At 41.9% G+C, this 20,555-nt stretch carries 24 protein-coding genes; 16 read left to right on the top strand and 8 right to left on the bottom strand.

What is annotated here, in order from left to right; all coding sequences use genetic code 11:
* Positions 1–93: 93 nt before the first annotated feature.
* Positions 94–324, bottom strand: a complete 231-nt coding sequence (locus ACH6C1_RS15735) for an HAD-IA family hydrolase (RefSeq protein ID WP_374078734.1) — start codon at positions 322–324, stop codon at positions 94–96.
* Positions 251–745: a hypothetical protein gene (locus tag ACH6C1_RS15740; protein WP_374078736.1), complete on the bottom strand. Its 495-nt coding sequence runs from the start codon at positions 743–745 to the stop codon at positions 251–253. The genes ACH6C1_RS15735 and ACH6C1_RS15740 overlap by 74 nt, the downstream gene beginning before the upstream one ends.
* Positions 746–925: 180 nt before the next feature.
* On the opposite strand from ACH6C1_RS15740, the gene ACH6C1_RS15745 reads away from it, so the two are divergent.
* The gene (locus ACH6C1_RS15745; RefSeq protein ID WP_374078739.1) at positions 926–2,152 is read left to right on the top strand and encodes a CynX/NimT family MFS transporter; all 1,227 of its coding nucleotides are present in this window, start codon (positions 926–928) and stop codon (positions 2,150–2,152) included.
* Between the two features lie 62 nt (positions 2,153–2,214).
* Here the strand turns inward: ACH6C1_RS15745 and ACH6C1_RS15750 are convergent, their stop codons facing one another.
* From ACH6C1_RS15750 to ACH6C1_RS15765, 4 genes are all read right to left on the bottom strand, one after another.
* Entirely contained in the window at positions 2,215–2,355 is a 141-nt protein-coding gene (locus ACH6C1_RS15750) for a hypothetical protein (protein WP_175074793.1), read from the bottom strand.
* A 15-nt stretch (positions 2,356–2,370) separates the two neighbouring features.
* Entirely contained in the window at positions 2,371–3,423 is a 1,053-nt protein-coding gene (locus ACH6C1_RS15755) for a tetratricopeptide repeat protein (RefSeq protein WP_374078742.1), read from the bottom strand.
* A gap of 314 nt (positions 3,424–3,737) precedes the next feature.
* Positions 3,738–4,127, bottom strand: coding sequence for a rhodanese-like domain-containing protein (locus ACH6C1_RS15760; protein WP_374078744.1), 390 nt, complete (start codon positions 4,125–4,127; stop codon positions 3,738–3,740).
* A gap of 16 nt (positions 4,128–4,143) precedes the next feature.
* The gene (locus ACH6C1_RS15765; RefSeq protein WP_374078746.1) at positions 4,144–4,563 is read right to left on the bottom strand and encodes a MarR family winged helix-turn-helix transcriptional regulator; all 420 of its coding nucleotides are present in this window, start codon (positions 4,561–4,563) and stop codon (positions 4,144–4,146) included.
* A 254-nt stretch (positions 4,564–4,817) separates the two neighbouring features.
* Here ACH6C1_RS15765 and melA point away from each other — a divergent pair, with 254 nt between their 5' ends.
* From melA to ACH6C1_RS15795, 6 genes are all read left to right on the top strand, one after another.
* Positions 4,818–6,149: an alpha-glucosidase/alpha-galactosidase gene (melA, locus tag ACH6C1_RS15770; protein WP_374078748.1), complete on the top strand. Its 1,332-nt coding sequence runs from the start codon at positions 4,818–4,820 to the stop codon at positions 6,147–6,149.
* Positions 6,150–6,226: 77 nt separating this feature from the next.
* On the top strand, positions 6,227–7,474 hold the full coding sequence (locus tag ACH6C1_RS15775; protein WP_374078751.1) for an ABC transporter substrate-binding protein: 1,248 nt from the start codon (positions 6,227–6,229) through the stop codon (positions 7,472–7,474).
* Between the two features lie 51 nt (positions 7,475–7,525).
* On the top strand, positions 7,526–8,440 hold the full coding sequence (locus ACH6C1_RS15780) for a carbohydrate ABC transporter permease (RefSeq protein WP_374078754.1): 915 nt from the start codon (positions 7,526–7,528) through the stop codon (positions 8,438–8,440).
* Positions 8,440–9,270 (top strand): carbohydrate ABC transporter permease, encoded by an 831-nt coding sequence (locus tag ACH6C1_RS15785; RefSeq protein ID WP_374078756.1) that lies wholly within the window; start codon positions 8,440–8,442, stop codon positions 9,268–9,270. Before ACH6C1_RS15780 ends, ACH6C1_RS15785 begins: the two co-directional genes overlap by 1 nt.
* 93 nt (positions 9,271–9,363) lie before the next feature.
* Positions 9,364–10,260, top strand: a complete 897-nt coding sequence (locus ACH6C1_RS15790) for an AraC family transcriptional regulator (protein ID WP_374078758.1) — start codon at positions 9,364–9,366, stop codon at positions 10,258–10,260.
* 69 nt (positions 10,261–10,329) lie between these two features.
* Positions 10,330–10,551 (top strand): hypothetical protein, encoded by a 222-nt coding sequence (locus tag ACH6C1_RS15795; RefSeq protein ID WP_374078760.1) that lies wholly within the window; start codon positions 10,330–10,332, stop codon positions 10,549–10,551.
* A gap of 102 nt (positions 10,552–10,653) precedes the next feature.
* Here ACH6C1_RS15795 and fbp read toward each other — a convergent pair whose 3' ends face one another.
* On the bottom strand, positions 10,654–12,585 hold the full coding sequence (gene fbp / locus ACH6C1_RS15800; RefSeq protein WP_374078763.1) for a fructose-1,6-bisphosphatase: 1,932 nt from the start codon (positions 12,583–12,585) through the stop codon (positions 10,654–10,656).
* 173 nt (positions 12,586–12,758) lie between these two features.
* On the opposite strand from fbp, the gene ACH6C1_RS15805 reads away from it, so the two are divergent.
* Together ACH6C1_RS15805 and ACH6C1_RS15810 are read left to right on the top strand one after the other, a co-directional pair.
* Positions 12,759–12,977, top strand: a complete 219-nt coding sequence (locus tag ACH6C1_RS15805) for a hypothetical protein (RefSeq protein ID WP_374078765.1) — start codon at positions 12,759–12,761, stop codon at positions 12,975–12,977.
* Positions 12,978–13,038: 61 nt separating this feature from the next.
* Entirely contained in the window at positions 13,039–13,911 is an 873-nt protein-coding gene (locus ACH6C1_RS15810; protein ID WP_095223322.1) for a YitT family protein, read from the top strand.
* A gap of 102 nt (positions 13,912–14,013) precedes the next feature.
* On the opposite strand, the gene ACH6C1_RS15815 is transcribed toward ACH6C1_RS15810, so the two are convergent.
* Entirely contained in the window at positions 14,014–14,661 is a 648-nt protein-coding gene (locus ACH6C1_RS15815; RefSeq protein WP_374078768.1) for a nucleoside/nucleotide kinase family protein, read from the bottom strand.
* A 176-nt stretch (positions 14,662–14,837) separates the two neighbouring features.
* Between ACH6C1_RS15815 and ACH6C1_RS15820 the strand changes: the two genes are divergently transcribed.
* The 7 genes from ACH6C1_RS15820 (at position 14,838) to ACH6C1_RS15850 (ending at position 20,545) form a co-directional block, all read left to right on the top strand.
* Positions 14,838–15,902 carry an LLM class flavin-dependent oxidoreductase gene (locus ACH6C1_RS15820; protein ID WP_374078771.1) on the top strand — a complete coding sequence of 355 codons (1,065 nt, stop codon included), beginning with the start codon at positions 14,838–14,840 and terminating at the stop codon, positions 15,900–15,902.
* A 12-nt stretch (positions 15,903–15,914) separates the two neighbouring features.
* Positions 15,915–16,814 carry a carbon-nitrogen hydrolase family protein gene (locus tag ACH6C1_RS15825; RefSeq protein ID WP_374078774.1) on the top strand — a complete coding sequence of 300 codons (900 nt, stop codon included), beginning with the start codon at positions 15,915–15,917 and terminating at the stop codon, positions 16,812–16,814.
* A gap of 23 nt (positions 16,815–16,837) precedes the next feature.
* Positions 16,838–17,380: an NADPH-dependent FMN reductase gene (gene ssuE, locus ACH6C1_RS15830; RefSeq protein WP_095218969.1), complete on the top strand. Its 543-nt coding sequence runs from the start codon at positions 16,838–16,840 to the stop codon at positions 17,378–17,380.
* Positions 17,381–17,416: 36 nt separating this feature from the next.
* Complete coding sequence (locus tag ACH6C1_RS15835; RefSeq protein ID WP_374078776.1) at positions 17,417–18,157, top strand: sulfite exporter TauE/SafE family protein; 741 nt, start codon at positions 17,417–17,419, stop codon at positions 18,155–18,157.
* 16 nt (positions 18,158–18,173) lie between these two features.
* Positions 18,174–18,818, top strand: coding sequence for an isochorismatase family protein (locus ACH6C1_RS15840; RefSeq protein WP_374078778.1), 645 nt, complete (start codon positions 18,174–18,176; stop codon positions 18,816–18,818).
* Positions 18,819–18,948: 130 nt separating this feature from the next.
* Positions 18,949–19,104, top strand: coding sequence for a hypothetical protein (locus ACH6C1_RS15845; protein ID WP_374078780.1), 156 nt, complete (start codon positions 18,949–18,951; stop codon positions 19,102–19,104).
* A gap of 142 nt (positions 19,105–19,246) precedes the next feature.
* Complete coding sequence (locus ACH6C1_RS15850; protein ID WP_374078783.1) at positions 19,247–20,545, top strand: MFS transporter; 1,299 nt, start codon at positions 19,247–19,249, stop codon at positions 20,543–20,545.
* The last annotated feature ends 10 nt before the right edge of the window (positions 20,546–20,555 follow it).

Below are 20,555 nucleotides of genomic sequence, written 5' to 3' on the forward strand. Positions count from 1 at the left end.
CACAGACGGTACAACATCTTCAAACAGCTCTAATAGATTCTGTATTATATAATGTTGTTCTATTTTTTTAAAACATGCAGACAGAGATACCAGTCAAGACAAGGTAGGTATGTTATAGCTTTTGCCCATCAAGATATCCGTTTCTAACCGGTCGCTAATGAATAAGCATTTTTCCTTTGAAACATTTAAGTGTTCCTGGATTTTTTGAATGTAATAAGCTGATGGTTTACCGATCACATCATCAACTTTATTATAAACTCTTGCACAAAACAATGACCCAATAAGGCGTGGTCTGAGCAGGGATGCTTTTCGTAGTGGGTCCATAAACAACAATCAAATCCCGGTTACCTAGGTTACCAGTAAAAGCTTGCCCGTTCGTTAATAGCCGCGGCGTAAATTGGGATACATTCAACTTCAATTGCCCATCACTGCTCAACAGCTGATTATCGAAGAAGCTGACCTTTACATTTTGATTTTGGTTTTCCTTCACCATAACAAGCGCTGGAAACTGGGGAGGATAAATAAGAATCGCAGGTGCATCTCCGTCATAATAGCCAGTCACGCGATCGCCTACGGATACCATTGCATGATCCACGAAGTAGGTAGTAGGTGATACAACAAAATTCACGATTGATCCAGATTCATTTTCTACGGTGAAGAATTTATAACAGCCATCCGCTCGGCCATTTCCCTGGAAATCACTAATCATCGTTACAGTTCCATGGAAGGAATAGAAATTGGTCATATGCATACCTCCATTGTTTTCCATGTACGATATGTAGGTCATTGCCTAATGGATTGTGCGAATGCCTATAGGAAGATGCTAGCTTCCTTAAAATTAATAACTGTTGCATAAACTTCTTCTTCCGATTGAAGATATTTGTTATGATGAGTTATTGCATCTTACATAGGAAGGATATTTTATGTGAACAGATCTGCAACAAATTCGCAAAAACGTTATTATACATTTTTATTGATACTCGCAATTCTTTTCATTGCTGCTACTTTACGTTCACCGCTCACTTCTGTCGGGCCGCTGATTCCATTTTTCCGGGAAGAACTGGATGTTTCCAACTCCATGATTGGTCTGGTAAATACACTGCCGCTGCTCGCTTTTGGTGTTTTTTCTTCGTTGGTACCTAAAATATCAAGTAAATTCGGCATGGAGTTAACGCTGTTAGCTGCTATGTGCATGCTGACAGTAGGCATCTTTATTCGCGCTTTAAGCGGTCTTCCGCTCTTGTTATTTGGAACGGTATTGCTTGGCATGGCGATTGCCTTTGGGAATGTATTGATGCCGGGTTTGATCAAGTCTAGTTTTCCTTATCAAATCGGGCTGATGACTGGGATATATTCTGTTTCCATGAATATTTTCGGTGCGCTTGCTTCGGGTATTTCCGTTCCGATAGCTTCTGTACCTAGCTTTGGCTGGCGGAATGCGATGCAAATATGGAGTGTTCTCTCCTTAATAGCAATTGTTATCTTATTGCTTCGACTGCCGGCAGCACGTGCGGAGAAAAAGGTATTTGTGAAAGTAGAGAGCAAAGCCTCTCGGGCTATATTCAAATCTAAGATTGCGTGGGCCGTAACGCTATTTATGGGTTTGCAATCCTTCATACCGTATAGCTTGTTTACCTGGCTGCCGGATATATTAATGACCAAAGGATTCGATGAAAGTGAAGCAGGCTGGCTCATTGCCATTTATCAGCTAGGGCTGATTCCGACTACATTCATCGCACCTATCATTGCTGGCAGAATGCACAACCAGCGGCTGATTGGCTGCATTGCAGGTTTATTATTCTTCTTTGGCTTGTTAGGGGTTACGTTTATATCCTCTCATCTTATCATTGCACCTCTTATTTTAACGGGGGTTGGTGCAGGAACAGCATTCAGCTTAGCGATGATGTTCTTTGTTCTGCGGACCAATTCGATTGCGGAATCTTCTCAGCTATCCAGTATGGCGCAATCGGTAGGATATTTGGTTGCTGCAATGGGGCCGCTTCTGCTTGGTACCATCGCTGAAAAGACAAACGGATGGATGGTACCGCTGATTATTCTTATGATTGCCGCTTTATGCATCGCCTTTTTTGGGACGATTGCAGGTAAGAATCAAAAAATCTCCTTTGGTGCACAATCTACGGGTGAAAAATAAGTCGTCATCAGGCTATCATACAAACAAAAAAGAAGATCACTCGGTGATCTTCTTTTTTGTGCTTATTTATCTAAGATGATGGAAAAACCGCCACCACCCGGATCGTTTTTGTTACTTGCGGTAGAGCCATGGTCAGCGTATCCTGTTAATCCACTTACAATAATTGTGATAGCCAGAATCAAAGTAAAAGTTACTTTTTTCATATAAAGCCCTCCTTTTTATTGTAGAGCAAGAGCATAGTACCGATTTGCAAGTTCATAATTCCTCTTGGATGAATAGTAGTCTGCTAACTCTTTTGCATAATGTCTTACATTGTAATTATCGTTGATTCTTTGGAAGTAGTCTATCCCTTCTTGCCAAACGCTTTCAAAATTTAATCTATCTTCATATTTCTTATGAAGCATGGCAAATTCCCAATTCATTTTCATGTTATCTTCTTCCATACTAGCTTGGAATCCTTCTTTATATGCTTTTATCGCCTTAGATCGTTGATTCGTCTTCCAATAGCAATCTGCTAACAAAAATAAGACTTTTAACTTTGTACGCTGTTGATTATTTTTATAGGCTTCCTCCAAATAACGAATTGCTGCAGCGGGTAAGTTTCGTCTTGCATAAAGGCCGCCTAAATTGTGATGAATATAGGAAATCAATGCTTGTTCTTCTGTTTTTCTGGCATGTGTTAGGGCGTTATGAAGATATTCTTCTGCTAAATCAAAATTAGAGAGCTCTATAAAATTCAACCCCTGCAGCATTTCTGAACGAGCAAGTAAAAAATGAAACGGTTGATGCGGTGTAAATAATTGAATGGCTTTTTCTGTATGTACAACTGATAGGGCTATGATCTCTAGGAAGAAATAAGCCATGGCCTTCCGAAAATGAAACTCGCCAACGTCTACAGGGTCACGCAGCTTATGCAGATATTTTTCGGCTTTTTCAAAACAATCCAGTGCTTCTTGATAATGTTCTTCTTCATAAAAAATCATAGCTTCTGCTAAATGAAGGTGATAGCGGTGGGTGTCTGAGAAGTATTCATAGAGATTTTTGGCTTGTTCTAATGAGGCAATACTTTTCATCAAGTCATTCTGAATGATGTAATGTCGGCTTTCCAGCAGGAAGTACGAAAGCCTCGAATCATGATTGTATTCGTCGATGTGGTTTTGCAGTTCTTTATGGATACTGGCAGCAGCTTCTTTCTTATCCAGTCGAATGCTGACAGACCAGTTTTCCAAGCGAGCTGCAATGTCGATAAGTTCAGTACTGTTTCGACTCATAGTGCAGGGCTCCTTAAATTAATATAATTCCATTTTACCAACTATTGTCGCTTTGTGTGTTGGGAATTATTTACACTATTAAGGCACCTCTATGTGAAATAATATCAGTAGATTTCCTGAGATAGGACATAGGCTTCTATATAAGGTTTAACTAATAAAGATAGGAATGCGGAAGGGAAGAAATCAAGGTTTATTGAGGGAATAGGGAGATATAGCTGCAAAATCGAGGAAAGGCAAGAAAAGTGCCTCATTGAATTCAGCAAGCATATCTCCTTTTTTTCTATTTTCTATTTCTATGAATTAGCTTTTTTTCTTTAACATCCGCAATTATTAGCTACATTATCTTGGGCCGCTGTTGTGACGGGAAAGTTCATCTCCTTCCAGGCCGCAATTCCTCCGGTTAATTCTTTCACATTATACCCTTTCTCAAGTAGCGATTTTGCTGCTTTGGCCGCTGTATTACACCATACATCCCAGCAAAAAAGTATGATTTCTTTATCTTTTGGTATTTCATTTATACGGTTTACTATTTCTTGTTCAGGGATTACAGCAGCACCCTGAATCGTTACATTCCTTACATGTTCTGGACCATTCCGTACATCGATTAGAAAGTATTTTTCCGGATTGGCTTGATTTGATCTCAGGTAATCCATGGGGCTTATCGTAGCTTCCAGTCGTGCATTAAAGTAATCAAGTGCATTCATTTTTTAGTCTCCTCTTTTATAGTGATTTCCAGATCTTAATGAGAAAATCTTTAAGTAATTCTCTTTCTTGCTGATCTAAGGGTGTAAGAACTTCTGATTCCACATCGGTTAAGTATTCCCAGCGTGAAGCCAATAGCTCATCGCCTTTCTCCGTGATCAAAAGGCTATGGTATCTTCTGTCATTCGGATTCTTTGTCCTCTCCACATAACCCAGCTTCTCTAAATGATCGATATGACTAACCATTGTTGTCCGGTCAATTTGCAGGTTATCCGAAATGTCCTTTTGAGAGCAATAAGGATTTTCCTGAATGTATAATAAGACACCGTATTGTCGAGCGTTAATATGAAAGGGAACAAGGCCTTCTGCGAACTTCTCCTCCATCTGCTGCAGTGCTTTTCCGAGTAAAAAGCCATAAGATTGATTCCATTTGTTCATTGTTTTTCACCTCCTAAATTAGTCAGTTGATTATATAATCAGTTTAACTGATTATATTTTATGAAGCAAGCAAAATAGACTTTCTATAGAGGGTGAAATAAATATTGTGAAAAGTATCAAGAAATATAGAAAGCAATATTTTACCCTTTTCTCGATTTTATTTACCATTGCCACTTAATGTGTAAGCGCTTTAACATTGACTAAGGCAATGATTTTTAAAAAGTGAATCTCTTCATTACCCAGGAGGCTGTCAGATGAAAAAAATTACGTTTATCGGAGCGGGGAGTACAATTTTCACAAAAAACGTATTAGGTGATTGCATGTTGTCTCCTGCACTGCAAGGATTCGAATTTGCTTTATTCGATATCAACGAGGAGCGGTTAGAGGAGTCTGAGCTGTTGTTAAATGCATTGAAGTTTTCATTGCAGGCAGATGTCACCATCAAGGCATATACAAATCGAAAAGAAGCGCTAAAGCATGCGAGTTACGTTATTAACGCGATTCAAGTGGGCGGTTATAAGCCGAGTACTGTAATCGACTTTGAGATTCCGAAGAAGTATGGGCTCCGGCAGACAATTGCCGATACGGTTGGGATAGGGGGAATATTCCGGTCGCTGCGGACGATTCCGGTAATGCTTGATATCGCCAAGGATATCGAGGAAGTCTGTCCAGATGCTTGGCTATTAAATTACACGAATCCAATGGCAGCTCTTACAGGTGCGGTTTCTCGTTTTACGAATGTGAAAATGGTCGGGCTATGTCATAGTGTACAGGTGTGTACGAGGGATTTGCTGAAGGATCTTAATATTCCGCACGATAATATTGAGGAGCGAATCGCCGGTATTAACCATATGGCTTGGCTGCTTGAGATCAAATCGAATGGCAAGGACTTGTACCCTGAGATCAAAAAGCGTGCTAAAGCAAAACAAAAAGAAAAGCATCATGATATGGTTCGCTATGAGTTAATGGATAAATTCGGCTATTACGTAACGGAATCCTCTGAGCACAATGCGGAATATCATCCGTATTTTATCAAAGATAAATACCCGGAATTGATTGATCAGCTAAATATTCCGCTGGATGAGTACCCGCGTCGTTGTGAGGCACAGATTAACAATTGGCAGAAAACCAAAAGCGAGCTGATGAACAATCAAGGTTTAACCCATAAGCGTTCACGAGAATATGGGTCGCGGATCATTGAAGCCATGGAAACAAATGAACCGTTTGTATTTGGCGGGAATGTCGTGAATACGGGTGGACTGATCAGCAACTTACCTGAAAAAGCGGTTGTAGAAGTGCCTTGTATAGCGAACCGGAATGGAATTACACCAGCCTATATGGGCGAATTGCCGGAACAGCTGGCGGCTTTAAATCGCACAAATATCAATACACAGCTCGTAACGATTGAAGCTGCAATGACAAAATCAAAAGAAAAAATCTATCAGGCAGCGCTGCTTGATCCGCACACCGCTGCAGAGCTTTCTATGGAGGATATTATCAGTATGTGTGATGATTTAATTGAGGCACATGGTGAGATGCTGCCAGCGTATCATTCTGAAAATGAAACGGTCAGCCTTAGAAATTAAAGGCTGTTAGTTTCTGAATATAAATGTAAGCGCTTTAATAATGGTGGTCTATCAAAAATAGAAATGTGAGGGATATCATGAATAAGAAAATGACATTACTTCTAGTTTCTTTATCAGCGGCTTTTGTACTGTCAGCGTGCGGAAACGGTGCGAGTGGGGATGGACAAACGAAATTAACGCTCATGTCAACAGCAACGAATAAGGCAGACCAAGAAATCTTCAAGGAAATCGTAACTGAATTTGAAGAGGAAAATCCGGATATCGATATTGAAGATACGTATCCAACCGATGGATATGAAGAGATGGCACGCGTCAAGATGGCAGCAAACGATATGCCAGACCTATTTGATACACATGGCTGGTCAACTACTCGTTATGCCGAATATACCGAGGATCTAAGTGAAATGGAATGGACAGAGAATTTGGATGAAGCGATGGCTGATATTTTAACAGATGAGACTGGGAAGCTGAATGCTTACCCGATAAACCAAGCACTTGATGGACTGACCTATAACAAAAATCTGTTGGATGAGTATGGAATCGAGCCGCCTGAAACGTTTGATGAGTTTATGACAGCACTCGAAACAGTGAAAGAAAAGAGTAATGGAGAAGTTGTACCTTTCTGGCTGGGCGGTTCAGATAAAAGCCAATTTGGTCAGTACTTCGATCAGTTCGCAACTCCGCTGTTGATCACATCGCCTTCCAACAGTCATGGTGATGCTTTGCTGGATGGATCCTTTGATTGGTCAAATTACACGTATCTGCCGGAGAAGCTGAAAGAGATGAATGATAAAGGATTGCTGAATAAGGATGCAGTTACGGCACAAATAACACAGGTTGCGGAGCTGCTAGCTCAGAACAAAGTGGCCTTTATTATGATGAGTGGTTCGATAGGGCGTGAGGTATCCGAGCTTAATCCAGATGTGCAGCTGGGCACGATGCCGGTTCCAGCGATACATGAAGACGATAAGCCGAGCTGGATTGGCGGCGAACGCTTTACTTTAGCTATTTCTAAGGACTCCGAGCATAAGGAAGAAGCCAAGAAATTCATCGATTATATTGCACAGCCGGAAGTAGCGAAAAAGTTTGCGGAAGGAACGTCACTGCCTGATGCGTTAACGAATGTTGATGCCGAGAATTATTTTGCTGATTTCTACAGCCAATATGAAGGTACACGAATTGAGCCTTATTTTGACCGTGCTTACCTGCCAAGCGGCATGTGGGATCCAATGGGAGCAACAGGTCAGGAGCTTATCTCAGGAGCAATGACGCCGGAACAAGTATCAAAGAAAATGAGCGAAGAATATAGTCGCTTAGTGAAATAACAAACCGAGGGAGCGGATGCTCCCTTTGTTTACTAAAAGGAGATGAAGAGAATGGATCAGCCTTTATCATCGACTGCACAAGCGAAAAAAACGAAGAAACGCAGAAAAGAATCCTCTCTTTGGTGGATGTACCTGCCAAGTGTCTTGCTCGTCCTGCTGTTTATTGTGTATCCCTTTTTAGATGGCATCCGAATATCCTTAACGAACTGGAATGGATTTTCACAAGTCTATGATTATATTGGGCTTGAGCAATATAAGCGAATGTTTGCAGATCCGGACACATGGCTTGTTGTAAAGAACACCCTGCTGTACGGAATTGGGAGTACATTACTGCAAAATATTATCGGGCTGGGCTATGCATTATTGCTTAATCAGCAACTGAAGGTACGGACTTTAACGCGCACGATTATTTACTTACCTGTTATTATCAGCCCGCTTGTCATGGGTTACATCTGGTACTTCTTCTTTGCCTATCAAGGAGGAGCGCTGAACGATATTTATAACTGGCTTGGTTTGGATCCAGTCAATGCGCTAGGCAACCCAGAGGTGAACCCATACATTATCGTTTTCGTTAATACATTTCAGTTTGTAGGTGTTGCGATGATCATCTATCTGGCGGGTTTACAGAGTATTTCCAAGGAATATTATGAAGCCGCGAATATAGATGGTGCGTCAAGCTGGTCTAAATTCAGAAATATCACGCTGCCATTGCTGGCACCTGCGATCACCATCAATGTGGTTATCAACATAATTGGTGGATTGAAATTATTCGATGTAATTGTCTCGCTGACAAATGGCGGGCCGGGAAATGCCTCTCAATCGATGTCGACATTTATGTATTCCCTTTATTTTGCGCGGCAGGATGCTGGTTACGCAGCAACGCAAGGGGTATTAATGGCACTGATTATCCTAGTGCTTAGTTTGGGAGCACTTCTCTACTTAAAACGAAAAGAGGTGGAAGCATAATGAATCAAGTGTCCAAAAGAGCTAAATGGTTTTTAACAGCTGTGGCTTTAGTGATAACTTTGCTCCACTTAATTCCTTACTACATTTTATTAACAACCTCGTTTAAACGAGCCGGCGATTTTTCATCAAAATGGCTGTTCCCGGATTACTTTAGCATCGAAAACTTTACAAATGCTTGGGAACAGGCAAATTTGTCTAATGCGTTCATGAATACCTTTGTCATTACCTTCTTTGCGGCAGCAATGCTCATATTGTTCGGTTCCTTGGCAGCCTATGCGCTGGCAAGGCGTCAAACAAAGCTGAATAAGTATGTGTATATGTTGTTTGTTGCAGTGATGGTCATCCCGCCGCTGACAGCACTTGTTCCGTTGTATCAGCTCGTCGTAGACGTTGGTCTTATGAATACACGCCTGGTTGCAGTACTCAATAACGTGGCCGCATTTTTGCCATTAACCATCTTCCTGTACGCAGGTTTTATTCGTTCCACAGTACCGAAAGAATTGGAGGAAGCCGCGAAAATGGATGGTGCCAGCACGATTGGAATCTTCTTTCGCGTAGTCTTCCCGCTGCTGAAGCCAATTACGGCAACAGTATTAATCCTGTCCTGTGTATATATTTGGAACGACTATCAATTTGCTATCTTCTTCTTACAAGATTCCGATATGCATACATTGACTGTAGCCCTGTCAAGCTTCTTCGGGCAAAACACCAGCCAGCTCGGCCTTGTCGGAGCAGCTGCACTGATTGCATCGCTGCCAATGGTTTTCTTGTTTCTGTTCCTGCAGCGCTTCTTTATTGAAGGACTTGCAGCGGGAAGTGTCAAAGGGTAAGGAAGAGTCTTATCAAATGCATAATCAAGCAAAAGTAAAGCGGCTATTTTCCAGTCGCTTTGTTTGTGTTTATTGTTAGATCGGAGGAGGAGTATGTCTGTTAATCGGCGTGAGGAAGGGTACGGTGTATATGGTTTTCACTTTTACGACGCACTCTTTAATGAGATGGCAAACATTTTACTGCTTGGAAAAGATAAAAAAGTGCCTGGAACTGTCTATGATTGGTACGGCATGAAGCGAGAGGACGTAGGAACATACGTATTCCAATATACATTATCAGGAACAGGACAAATTCAGATTGAGGGAACTAACTACATGTTGGAGCCAGGAGAAGCATTTATGGTGGAAATACCTAGTGATCATCGTTATTATCTGCCAAAGGACAGTGATGGATGGGAATTCATTTTTATTACTCTAGTAGGCAGCAAGGCAGCCGAATGCTGGAGATTTGCTAAAGCGCAAAGCGGTTCTGTGTTAAAAATCTCCCCTGATTCAAAATTGATTCATCTATTGTTCCGTATTTTTCAGGATACGGCAGATCAGAAGATTACCGATGTCTATCATGCCTCGGCAAAAGCCTATGAGTTTATGATGGAAGTGTACCGGTTTATTAGAAACATCGAAAAATCACCAAACGATCTTTCTTTCCAAATCGCGAAAACGCTCTCCTATATCCAAACGCAATATGCTGACCCTCTTACACTGAATGATATTGCAGCTGTTTCTGGCTACTCACGTTATTATTTTCTGAAGCAGTTTCAGAAGGAGCTGCATATGACTCCGATTCAATATCTAACCAAGATTAGAGTGCAGAAAGCAGCCGATCTCCTGCTTGCGACAACTTATTCTGTTAACGACATTGCTGTGAAAGTAGGCTACGCCAATGCTAATTATTTCAATAAGGTCTTCCGTAAAGCAGTGGGGATGTCTGCCGGTAAGTTCAGGAGGAGCAAGGATGCATCTAAGATTGATCATTTGATTATTGATTAGATAATATGTTGAAGGTAGAAAAGTTAAAGAACCATAAAATTCAGCCGATAGATAGAGCGGAGGGGTTTTATGGATAAATTGGATTTTTCAAGTGTTGATAATTCTATAATTAATGAGATGGCTGGTAGACTAGGGATCTTTATGGGGGCGTTACTAGGGGTAGGAATAATATTAATTATACTTTTTAAGTTATTAAGAGTTCCTAATAAGCTAGCTTCTTTTCTATCTACTTGCATTATGCTTTATACCGCATATCTATTAGTTACTAAATTTAACGTTTTTACACTTTGAGAAGTGGATTACTATTAGGAGTAAGTAATTGTATAAGCGGTCATTAAATTTAGGGAATATCAAAGGCCCCTATGTTTCCAATAGGGGCCTTTGAGTCATGTCTTACTTCATATACCGATATTCCATCAAATCCTTAAGTATATTAATCTCCTGGCATAATTCCTCTCCAACATTCGTCTCCAGAACCTTTTTCCGCTCCAGTTCTTTATCGACCAGTCGCTTAACGGATAATACATCTGTTCCGTCATGCAGCACTTCGTTCTTGGAGTTGAAATGCTTATGGGCGACGAGCTTCATGCCGTAGGAGTTATACAATAATGTGTATCCGGCGATGCCTGTTTTCGATTGATAGGCTTTGGAGAATCCGCCATCGATAACGATTATTTTCCCGTTCGCTTTGATCGGATTTTCTCCTTCAATCTCTTTTACAGGTGTATGACCATTAATGATGTGGCCATGCTCCGGATCTAGATCAAATTCTATCAGGATCTTTTTACAGGTTTCCTCGTTTTCGCGCAGGTGGTAATAATGGTTTTTGATTTCTTTATGGGTTACTTTATCACTGATAAAATAACGCTCAAAGGTTGTCATCGCTCTTTTACCGAATAGGGAAGAGTATTCACCTGTCCATAAGTACCAGACCATATCGGTCGCCAAGTCATCTGTTTCTTCTGGATGAGCAAATGAGTGACGAAGATATTGCTCGAATCTATCCAGCAGCTCGCGGCCTGCGTAGCTCTTACCGTCTATCTCCATTTTCTCCATGTTGCCATTTTCATCTACCGGTATGCATCCGTGAATCAATAGGTTGCCGTTATATCGCAGATAAAGACTGCCTTTCCTCATAAGGAAGTTCATATGACGAGCCAGCTTTTCGGAATGCTGCACAGAGAATAGCAGCTTGTCGATCACTTGCTGTTCTTCCTCCAGCAGCATGTCAGGCTGCTTAGGATTGATTGTGGTGAAGCATGTATTTTCTAATGGGTAAGCTTTGCCATTCAGTGTAATCTCGTTTGTGTCAAAATCGATTCTTTCGAGCAGCAATCGTTCTTCCATATTGAAAAACTTTCTTCTTTTGATAATTGGGCTTTCCAGCTTGAATTGAATCATGGAAATGGCCTGATGCATTTTAGTTATTTGTATAATTTCTTCTTCAGATGTTTTCTTATCTGCTTGTGTTTTAGGACGAAACGCAGGGTTGTCGTCATAATATTTCTCCGCCAGATTCAGCAATGGACGCAGGTTGATGCCGTACACATCTTCAATAATGTCCAGGTTGTCATAGCGTGCACAGATACGAAGGATATTCGCCAGGCAAACCTTTGATCCAGCAAAGGCACCGATCCAGAGCACATCGTGATTTCCCCATTGTATATCAACGGAATGATAGTTGATGAGTTCTTCCATGATTTTATCTGGTTCAGGTCCACGATCATAGATATCGCCTACAACATGCAGATGATCCACCACAAGCTGGTGCGTGCTGTATGCAAGTCCTGTGATGAGCTTGTCAGCTTGGCCGAGCGAGATGATCTGTTCGAGAATCTCGTGGTAATATTGCTCCTTATTTCCGGACTCCTCCGTTTTGTATAGGAGTTCTTCAATAATGTAAGCAAACTGACTAGGCAATGCCTTACGCAATTTAGAACGTGTATATTTAGAAGAGGCGTACGAGATAAGCTTGATCATTCGCTTGATCGTTTTTTTGTACCACTCGTTAAGATCCTCGTCCTGATTAAAATCATTTTTTATGATTTGGAGTTTCTCTTCTGGGTAATAAACCAAAGCAGCCAGCTCATCAATTTCTTTTTCAAAGATGACGCCGCTGAAGATATCCCTGATTTTTTCTTTTACTCTTCCAGAGCCATTACGCAGTACATGCTGGAAGGCTTGATATTCTCCGTGTAAGTCACTGACAAAATGCTCGGTACCCTTAGGGAGATTGAGAATTGCTTTTAGATTGATGATTTCAGTGACTACTTTTTCTTCCGTATCATATTTCTGAGCTAGTAAGTCTAAGTATTTGGTGTTCAAGATTATGTATCTCCTTTCAGAATTACTAACTTTTACATAATTTTACTTCTTCTATTATAAAATAAATTTGCAAGTATAGGTGGAATTTGTGCCATTATATCGAATTTTAATAGTTACATAATTGATAGTATCTTATTTTTCCCTTTCTGACCAAGTGGTGAAACAGGATAGAATTGGAAGTTCAAATCTTTGAATTGGACAAAGTAGCTGAAGGCAAGCTGGATGCTATTGTGAACAAAGTCCTTTCCCGTGAGGAATTGCCAGACAAGTTGAATGAAGTAAAAGGTAATCATGTACGTGGGAAGATTATTGTTCGAATGCAACTAGAGAAAAAGGGAGAAATGAGGCTGCCTCAGAGGCAGTCCTTTCTATCCAAAGATCTTAGGGATTAGCAGAGGGCATACTGCTTGTGGTAAAATTATAAGGTTAAAAATTTTAGAATGAGGTATTTGTATGAGCAAAATCAGAAAGCGTAACCGAAGTAAGTTATTCATTTTGTTACGAGGACTGTTTGTCATCCTCGGAGGATTCATCGCAGCATACGGCTTGGAAACCGTCCTGATCCCAAACAACGTATCAGACGGAGGCGTCACTGGTATCAGTATCGTCATCTCTCAACTTGCCGGATTGCCGCTAGGTGCACTAATCGCTATTATCAACCTTCCGTTTGTATGGTTGGGTTATAAACAGATAGGGAAAAGCTTCGCGATTTATTCCATTATCGGAATCGCGTCATTATCAATAGGTACGGTTCTCATGCATCATACTCCAGCAATTATTGAAGGAGACACTTTGCTCGTCACTGTTGTCGGAGGTATTATCCTAGGTTTAGGTATGGGTCTTGCATTGCGTAATGGCGGAGCAGTGGACGGCATTGATATGCTGGCAGTTCTTCTATCACGTAAATTACCATTTGGAACAAGTGATTTGATCTTATTCCTTAATATGTTTGTCTTCATCTTTGTATCCACTGTATTTGGTCTGACGGGAGCCATTCTCTCAGCAATCGCCTACTTTATCGCATCCAAAGTCATCCACATTGTAGAAGAAGGTCTAAGCGGTTCGAAAACCTTCAAGATCATTACAACCGAGCCTAAGCTAATGGTAGAAACCATCCGCGACCGACTTGGAAGAAGTGCAACCTATAAGGAAGCATACGGCGGATATACACATGAGAAATTCATGGAAATAACTTGTGTTATTAACCGTCTAGAGGAAAGTAAGCTGAAAGAAATCATCAATGATATTGATGACGGAGCTTTTGTTACGATTTATGATGTAGCGGAAGTAAAGGGTGGTACCTTTAGGAAGAGTGATATTCACTAAGGTTCTAGAATGTAATCAGTTTTTAAAGCGTCAAACAGTCTAGTTTGGCGCTTTTTATATGTATAGGTTAACTCCTTAAGTAGAGATCTAAAGAAAAGCCTTTTATGATAATCCGAATTGTTGTTTTATTATCATAAGATTATCATGAATAGAGAAACTACCATCTACGTTTAATGTCTGAAGACCCATATCTTCTGCATCCCTTACAACGTTCAGAGCAAATCCATTATCCCTCTTCATCCAATTAGAAAAAGCTAAATCAGGATTTTCATACTGATCAAGTATCCCATGAATCCACTCTCTATTCTTATAATGCTCTACCTGAAATTCTGGTGTCGGAACCATCCAAATTGCATGGTTCAAGTCAGTAAGAAGTGGAGCTACCTTATGAGGCAGCAGTGCTGCTCCTTCCGCAATAATAGGTGTTGTTTTAGGGCGGGCTAACAAGTCCTCCAGTATCAAACTAAACTGCTCCTCATACACACGAACTACATCTTCAATTTGCTCCTTAATAGATAAAAAACAAAACTGTGTAGACCAGACCTGATTCCATGTCAGGTCTTTTATTTTATACATATTTGGATGCTGATCAGGTGTACTGCGGCACATATGGTCATCATAGCAATCATCGCATTTATAGTAAGCAAAGCCATACTCAGCGGCAAGCTTTCGGGCAATGGTTGTTTTACCGGCACATGGAGAGCCGCCTATCCAATAGATGTGTGAGAGTTCTTGTGCGAGATTAACCAATGGAATACCCACCTTTTCGATACTTTAATGAGAATTCATTATAGCTTAATTCGAGAAGTTGTATCTAATGGTTACACTTTGTCACTTCAGCTTAACACTTTGTAAGCTCCTTTTATTTTCTGAATAATTATACAATTTGATTAGGTTAAATACACAACACAAAAGGAGCGATACAAATGGACTTCGGAATTTTCTTGCCAATAGCGAATAATGGGTGGATCATGTCGAATAACTCACCGCAGTATATGCCAACGTTTGAATTGAATAAGGATATTGCGCTGCGGGCGGAGAATATGGGGTTGGATTTTGTGTTGTCGATGGTGAAATATCGCGGGTATGGCGGAAAGACGGAGCATTGGGATTATGCGATGGAGTCTTTCAATTTGATGGCAGGGCTGGCAGCTGTCACAGACAAGATCGGGATTTACGCGTCGGTGCAGCCGCTCACATATAATCCGGCAATGGCAGCTCGGATGGCGGCGACAATTGATGATATCAGTGACGGACGCTTCGGCTTGAATGTCGTGGCGGGCTGGAATAAGTATGAGTATTCCCAAATGGGATTATGGCCGGGTGATGAGTTCTATGGCGATCGTTATGACTATGCCGATGAATGGCTGACAGTTGTGAAGCAGCTGTGGGATAAAGGGAGACTGACACATAAGGGCAAATATTTCGAGCTGGAGGATTGCATGTGTCAGCCGACACCTAAAACTAAGCCGAATCCGCCGATTGTTTGTGCAGGTATGTCTGATAAAGGTTTGGAATTCACGATCAAGCACGGTGATATCAATTTCGTCGCAGGTAACTTTGAAAGGATTGCAGAGCTTAGTGCTAAAGGGAAAGAAATAGCAGCGAGCATGAACAAGTCGATCAAGACTTACGCCGTGTATACAATCATTTCTGCAGAAACGGATGAAGAGGCGGAGGACATCTACTTGAACTTTATCGAAGGTACAGATAAAGGTGGCTTCGATGGGCTTCAGGATGCACGTGATAACGATAAAACAGGCTCGACGATGGAACTGCTCGGTGAAATCTTTATTGTACCAACGCTTGTTGGATCCCCGAAAACAATTGCCGAACAGATTGAAAGAATTGAGAAGGAAACGATGATCGACGGCTTGCTGTTCACATTCCCTGACTTTGTGACAGATATGAATTTCTTCGAAAGTGACATCGTGCCATTGTTGGATGCTAAAGGACTTCGGAATACAGTCGTAAAAGAAATCATCGGTTAAGGGGGAGATTTAGTGAAGGAAAGTATGGTGATTGCTGGGCTGCAGAATGGTGCTTATGCGGGCGATGTGGAAACGAATTTGCAGAAAATCGTGACAGAGTGCAAGCGTGTAATTGCGTTAGATAAGCCAGACTTGCTTGTCTGTGCAGAGCTGATGACAGCGCCGTATTTTGCGGCGGTCACGACACCGGATGAGACGTTCTTCAATTTTGCCGAACCGATGAATGGTCCTACAGTGAGCGCTATGGTGGAGTTGGCTAAGGAAACAGATACACATCTGATTGGTACTGTGTTCGAGAAAGCGGAGGAAGGGGATAGTACGAACTATTATAATACGGCGTTTGTCTGTTCTCCGACAAGAGGACTGATTGGAAGCTATCGCAAGGTGCATGTGCCAAAGGTTGATGATGCGACGATGAAGACAGATGAGAAATTCTATTTCGAACAATATGGCGGCGGTGGGGATGCGTTCCCGACAATCACTTTGGACAATGGCTGGAAGATTGGCATCCTCATCTGCTTTGATCGGTCATTCCCGGAAGCATGGCGTTCATTACGCATGCAGGATGTGGACGCGGTCGTCGTACCGACTGCGACATATGGTTATCGAAAAGATTTGTATGTAGCAGAACTCCGGGTAAGGGCAATGGAAAATAACTTATTCGTTATGGGTGTGAATAAAGCTGGTACAGAAGCGCTGCAAGGCGAGGAAGTGCTGCGTCACCATTTTGGCCAGTCCTGTATCCTCAGTCCTTTCGGGGATGTCGTGACGGTTACAGATGACGAAGAGTGGCAGCATGTAGCTGCCGAAATCAGCAAGACCACGCTCGCGAAATCACGAAAACGCGTTGATTGGATGGCTAATCGGAAACCGGAAGTCTATGAACGCTATCAGACGGAAGTATTGAACTAACACACAAATGGAGGGCGATTAATTTGACGAAAGCAGTTGTGATTACAGGCAGTCCGAAGAAAACGTCCCGATTGAATGGTCCTGTGGAATATGTGATTGCTGATTTGGAACTGAAGGGCTGTGACGTATCACATGTTGTTGTGGCAGATTTACCAGCAGAGGACTTGCTGTATGCCAATTTCACAAGTGATGCAATTATCCATGCGACTCAGCAGGTCAAAGATGCGGATGTCGTCGTAGTAGCGACACAGGTGTATAAAGCTTCCTATACCGGTGTATTGAAATGCTTCCTGGATTTAGTTCCGGAAAGAGGTTTGGCTGGCAAAAAGGTGCTGCCGCTTGCGATGGGCGGTACGACAGCGCACTTACTGATGCTGGAATTCTCTTTGAAGCCGGTGCTGTCTGTGCTGGGTGCTAATGCAATCGAACAGGGTGTATTCATTCAGGATAAGCAAGTAGTCCGTACGGAGGACAACAGTTTTGAGCTGGGAGAGGACTGCAAGTTAAGACTGGATCAGGCGGTCGAGGGCCTTTTGGAAGGTGTGACGATCGAACAGGTTGTATAATCTCTTCGCTAATTTAAACAGAAAAGGTCGGAACGTATGATGATGCTGGCGACGATGTTTGTATTAGGGCTGCTGTTGGGCTTTGCCGGTGGGGGAGGATCTGGGTTTGTGCTGGCATTATTGATCAGTGTCTTCCAGATCCCGATTCATACCGCACTCGGCACGTCTACAACTGCGATGATCTTCACGGTCATTTCCGGGTCGATCAGTCATTTTAAAGAAGGCAATATGAAGCTGAAAACTGGCGCCATGGTCGGAGCGTTTGGTGCAGTGGGTGCCTATTTTGGGACACAAGTAGCGGCTCAGCTGCCGGAAACACCACTTATTATTGTCTCTGCCTTGCTTTTATTCGTTTCTTCTATCCTGCTGTTTTTCCGTACGAGGCTTAGCGGGAGAGTAAACGTAGAGAAAGTGTTTAGCAGAAAGCAATATTTGCTGCTGGCAATGGGAGTTGGCGGCAGCACTGGCTTTCTGTCCGGATGCTTCGGCATCGGGTCGACGCCCTTGATTCAATTGGGTTTGATGATCTTTTTCGGACTAAGCATCCAGCAGGCCGCAGCGACGAGCATGTTTGTGCTGATTCCGATATCATTTCTCGGTGCTTTCGGTTTCGCGCAAGCTGGTTTCGTTGATATAACACTCTTAGTGCAAGTAGTGGCAGGTACGATGATAGGCTCGTTCATCGGTGCGAAATTCACGCGCCTTGCTCCAGTGCAGGTGCTGCGGACAGTTATTATTTTGCTGCCGATCTTCGGTGGTATTCTATTGCTTACATAAAACAGGAGGGATGCATATGACAGATAAACAAGCAGTCTATCAGCAAGCAGGTTATGGGCAGAAGCAGGTAGGATTTGGAGAAAAACCAGCGCTGCTATTGGTAGATTTCCAGCAGGCGTTCACGAGTGATCAATACCCGACAGGAAAGAATCCATTTATCAAGCAGGCTGCAGCTGAAACCGCAGAGCTGCTGGCATTAGCAAGGGAAAAGGATATTCCTGTTATATATACGGTTGTAGGCTACCGGGATGATGATTGGGATACAGGCAATTGGAAGACAGATATCGGCTGGATCACGATTGGTTCTCATGCCATGGAAGTGAGCACAGAGGTGGAGCCGATTGCAGGCGAACCAGTAGTATTGAAGAAATATCCATCCGCCTTTTTCGGCACAGAGGTTCTGTCGCTCTTGACGACGAAACAAATAGACACTGTCATTGTCACAGGCTGTACAACAAGCGGCTGTGTGCGTGCTTCCATCATTGATTCATTCTCTTATGGATTCAAGACAATCGTGCCAGAGGAATGCGTCGGTGATCAGGCGAAGGAATCACATGATGCGAATCTGTTTGATGTGAATGCACGGTATGCGGATGTTTTGCCGAAGGAGCAGGTGGGGGCATACATGAAGGCATTGAAGACAACGCCGATTACATTGTAAAAATAGGAGACACATCTCTTTTAAAGAGATGTGTTTTTTAATGGCCATCAGCTAGCGTGACATATAAAAGTATAGGTGATAGGATGGCTGCCAAAGGCATTAAATAATTTAAATAGCAGGTGGTCAGTTAATGAATAAGTTCATCTTACCTTCCATCATCATAATTTTTATATGTTGGATTATATTGCAGCTGCTGCTGGAAATGAGTATCCTAAGAAATCCGATGAATTACTTTATTGCGTTTTTAATAGTATTTTTGTTCATTCTGCGTGTGAAGGACAGATGATCATAGAAAATTGAACTGGCATTAGTGATTTACTTGGATAAACTGGTTTGATATAAGATTTTTTTACTTTTCATACAAACATTTCCTTTAATCTGTTAAAATTTAGTTTATTACTATACTTTGGTTAAAGGAGTTAAAAATATTGACACAAGATGAATTATCAAAATATTCAAATAGGAACTTATGGACTTTTATAATCAGTAAGATAATCGCAACTTTCGGCAGCAGTGTGTATTCATTTGGTATTAGTTTATATTTGCTCCAGCTGACGGGTTCATCTTTGAATTTCTCACTTAATTTGTTTTTTGGAATCCTACCTACAATTATACTATCGCCGTTTGCAGGTTATCTGGCAGATCGAATCAGCCGAAAGAAACTGGTGGTATCTTCTCAGCTCCTTGCAATTGCAACTGTCTGCTTGTTATTTCTTTTATTACAAGAGGGTTCCGTGGCTGCTGGTTACTTTTATCTATCATCGTCTTTATTAAGCATTTCCTCCATGTTCATCAGCATTACAATAAATGCTTCTATCGGGAACTTAGTAGAAGCTGCATCCATTCAAAAGGCTGTTTCCTACAATCAATCTGCGAGCTCACTTTCAGCTATTGGCGGCCCAGTTATAGGCGGTATGCTTTACAGCTTCTTTTCCATCCAAGTATTTTTGATAATATTGATCGTTGCGAGTATAGTCGCGCTTTTTATGGATGCATCGCTTAATTTCACGTTGTTCAAAAAGCAGGACGGTATGGCTGGTAATAGCGCTAAAATTGAGTCTTTTTGGACCTCTTTTGTATCAGGATTCAAGTATGCGGCAGGAAAAAGATTAATTATGAAAATCCTGACAATAGCAGTCTGGATCAACTTTTTTGCCGCTGCACTTCAAGTTGGAATGCCTTATATCATCGTTCAGGAGTTAGAGATGTCTTCCCAGGCACTTGGTTTTGTAGAGGCAATGCTGGCTGCTGGGATGCTTGTAATGGCATTAAGCTTCAGCCGTTTCAAAAGCTCTACTGCCAGACTTATCCCACTCGGATTAATAAGCTTAGGTGTCTTGCTGGCTTTCTTTGTGCTTCCTGGACTGCTGCCTTTGCCAGCAGTCCTGCAGTTTATCATCTTAGCTGTATCAACTTTCATGGTTGGGGCTAGCCTGATCTTTATCAATAATCCCATTGGTGTACTGATGCAAACGGAGATAGAGGATGCCTACAAAGGCCGCGTCTTTTCAATTATGCAGGCGGGTGCTACTGCAATGGCTCCGTTTGGAATAATTGTTTATGGTGTCTTGTTTGATTATGTTTCTCCCGCCGTTATCATGATTTCTTCCGGAGCAGTCATCGCCTTGATATCTGTGGTGATGGGCAGGAACCTTTTTGAGCCAGCACTTGAGGAATTGCCAGCCGAAGTGACGAGTGAGAAAGATGGTTATACCGCTTCTTCTTAAGTTGAGAAGC

This window comes from Terribacillus sp. JSM ZJ617 (assembly GCF_044383785.1).
Taxonomy (GTDB): Bacteria; Bacillota; Bacilli; order Bacillales; family Amphibacillaceae; genus Terribacillus.

Coding starts and splice junctions, on each gene's coding strand:
- ACH6C1_RS15785 (WP_374078756.1), top strand. CDS start 8,440: ATGAATCAAGTGTCCAAAAGAGCTAAATGGTTTTTAACAGCTGTGGCT.
- ACH6C1_RS15795 (WP_374078760.1), top strand. CDS start 10,330: ATGGATAAATTGGATTTTTCAAGTGTTGATAATTCTATAATTAATGAG.
- ACH6C1_RS15775 (WP_374078751.1), top strand. CDS start 6,227: ATGAATAAGAAAATGACATTACTTCTAGTTTCTTTATCAGCGGCTTTT.
- ACH6C1_RS15740 (WP_374078736.1), bottom strand. CDS start 745: ATGACCAATTTCTATTCCTTCCATGGAACTGTAACGATGATTAGTGAT.
- ACH6C1_RS15765 (WP_374078746.1), bottom strand. CDS start 4,563: ATGAACAAATGGAATCAATCTTATGGCTTTTTACTCGGAAAAGCACTG.
- ACH6C1_RS15810 (WP_095223322.1), top strand. CDS start 13,039: ATGAGCAAAATCAGAAAGCGTAACCGAAGTAAGTTATTCATTTTGTTA.
- ACH6C1_RS15820 (WP_374078771.1), top strand. CDS start 14,838: ATGGACTTCGGAATTTTCTTGCCAATAGCGAATAATGGGTGGATCATG.
- ACH6C1_RS15735 (WP_374078734.1), bottom strand. CDS start 324: ATGGACCCACTACGAAAAGCATCCCTGCTCAGACCACGCCTTATTGGG.
- ACH6C1_RS15780 (WP_374078754.1), top strand. CDS start 7,526: ATGGATCAGCCTTTATCATCGACTGCACAAGCGAAAAAAACGAAGAAA.
- ACH6C1_RS15845 (WP_374078780.1), top strand. CDS start 18,949: ATGAATAAGTTCATCTTACCTTCCATCATCATAATTTTTATATGTTGG.
- ACH6C1_RS15840 (WP_374078778.1), top strand. CDS start 18,174: ATGACAGATAAACAAGCAGTCTATCAGCAAGCAGGTTATGGGCAGAAG.
- ACH6C1_RS15760 (WP_374078744.1), bottom strand. CDS start 4,127: ATGAATGCACTTGATTACTTTAATGCACGACTGGAAGCTACGATAAGC.
- melA (WP_374078748.1), top strand. CDS start 4,818: ATGAAAAAAATTACGTTTATCGGAGCGGGGAGTACAATTTTCACAAAA.
- ACH6C1_RS15750 (WP_175074793.1), bottom strand. CDS start 2,355: ATGAAAAAAGTAACTTTTACTTTGATTCTGGCTATCACAATTATTGTA.
- ACH6C1_RS15790 (WP_374078758.1), top strand. CDS start 9,364: ATGTCTGTTAATCGGCGTGAGGAAGGGTACGGTGTATATGGTTTTCAC.
- ACH6C1_RS15755 (WP_374078742.1), bottom strand. CDS start 3,423: ATGAGTCGAAACAGTACTGAACTTATCGACATTGCAGCTCGCTTGGAA.
- ACH6C1_RS15835 (WP_374078776.1), top strand. CDS start 17,417: ATGATGATGCTGGCGACGATGTTTGTATTAGGGCTGCTGTTGGGCTTT.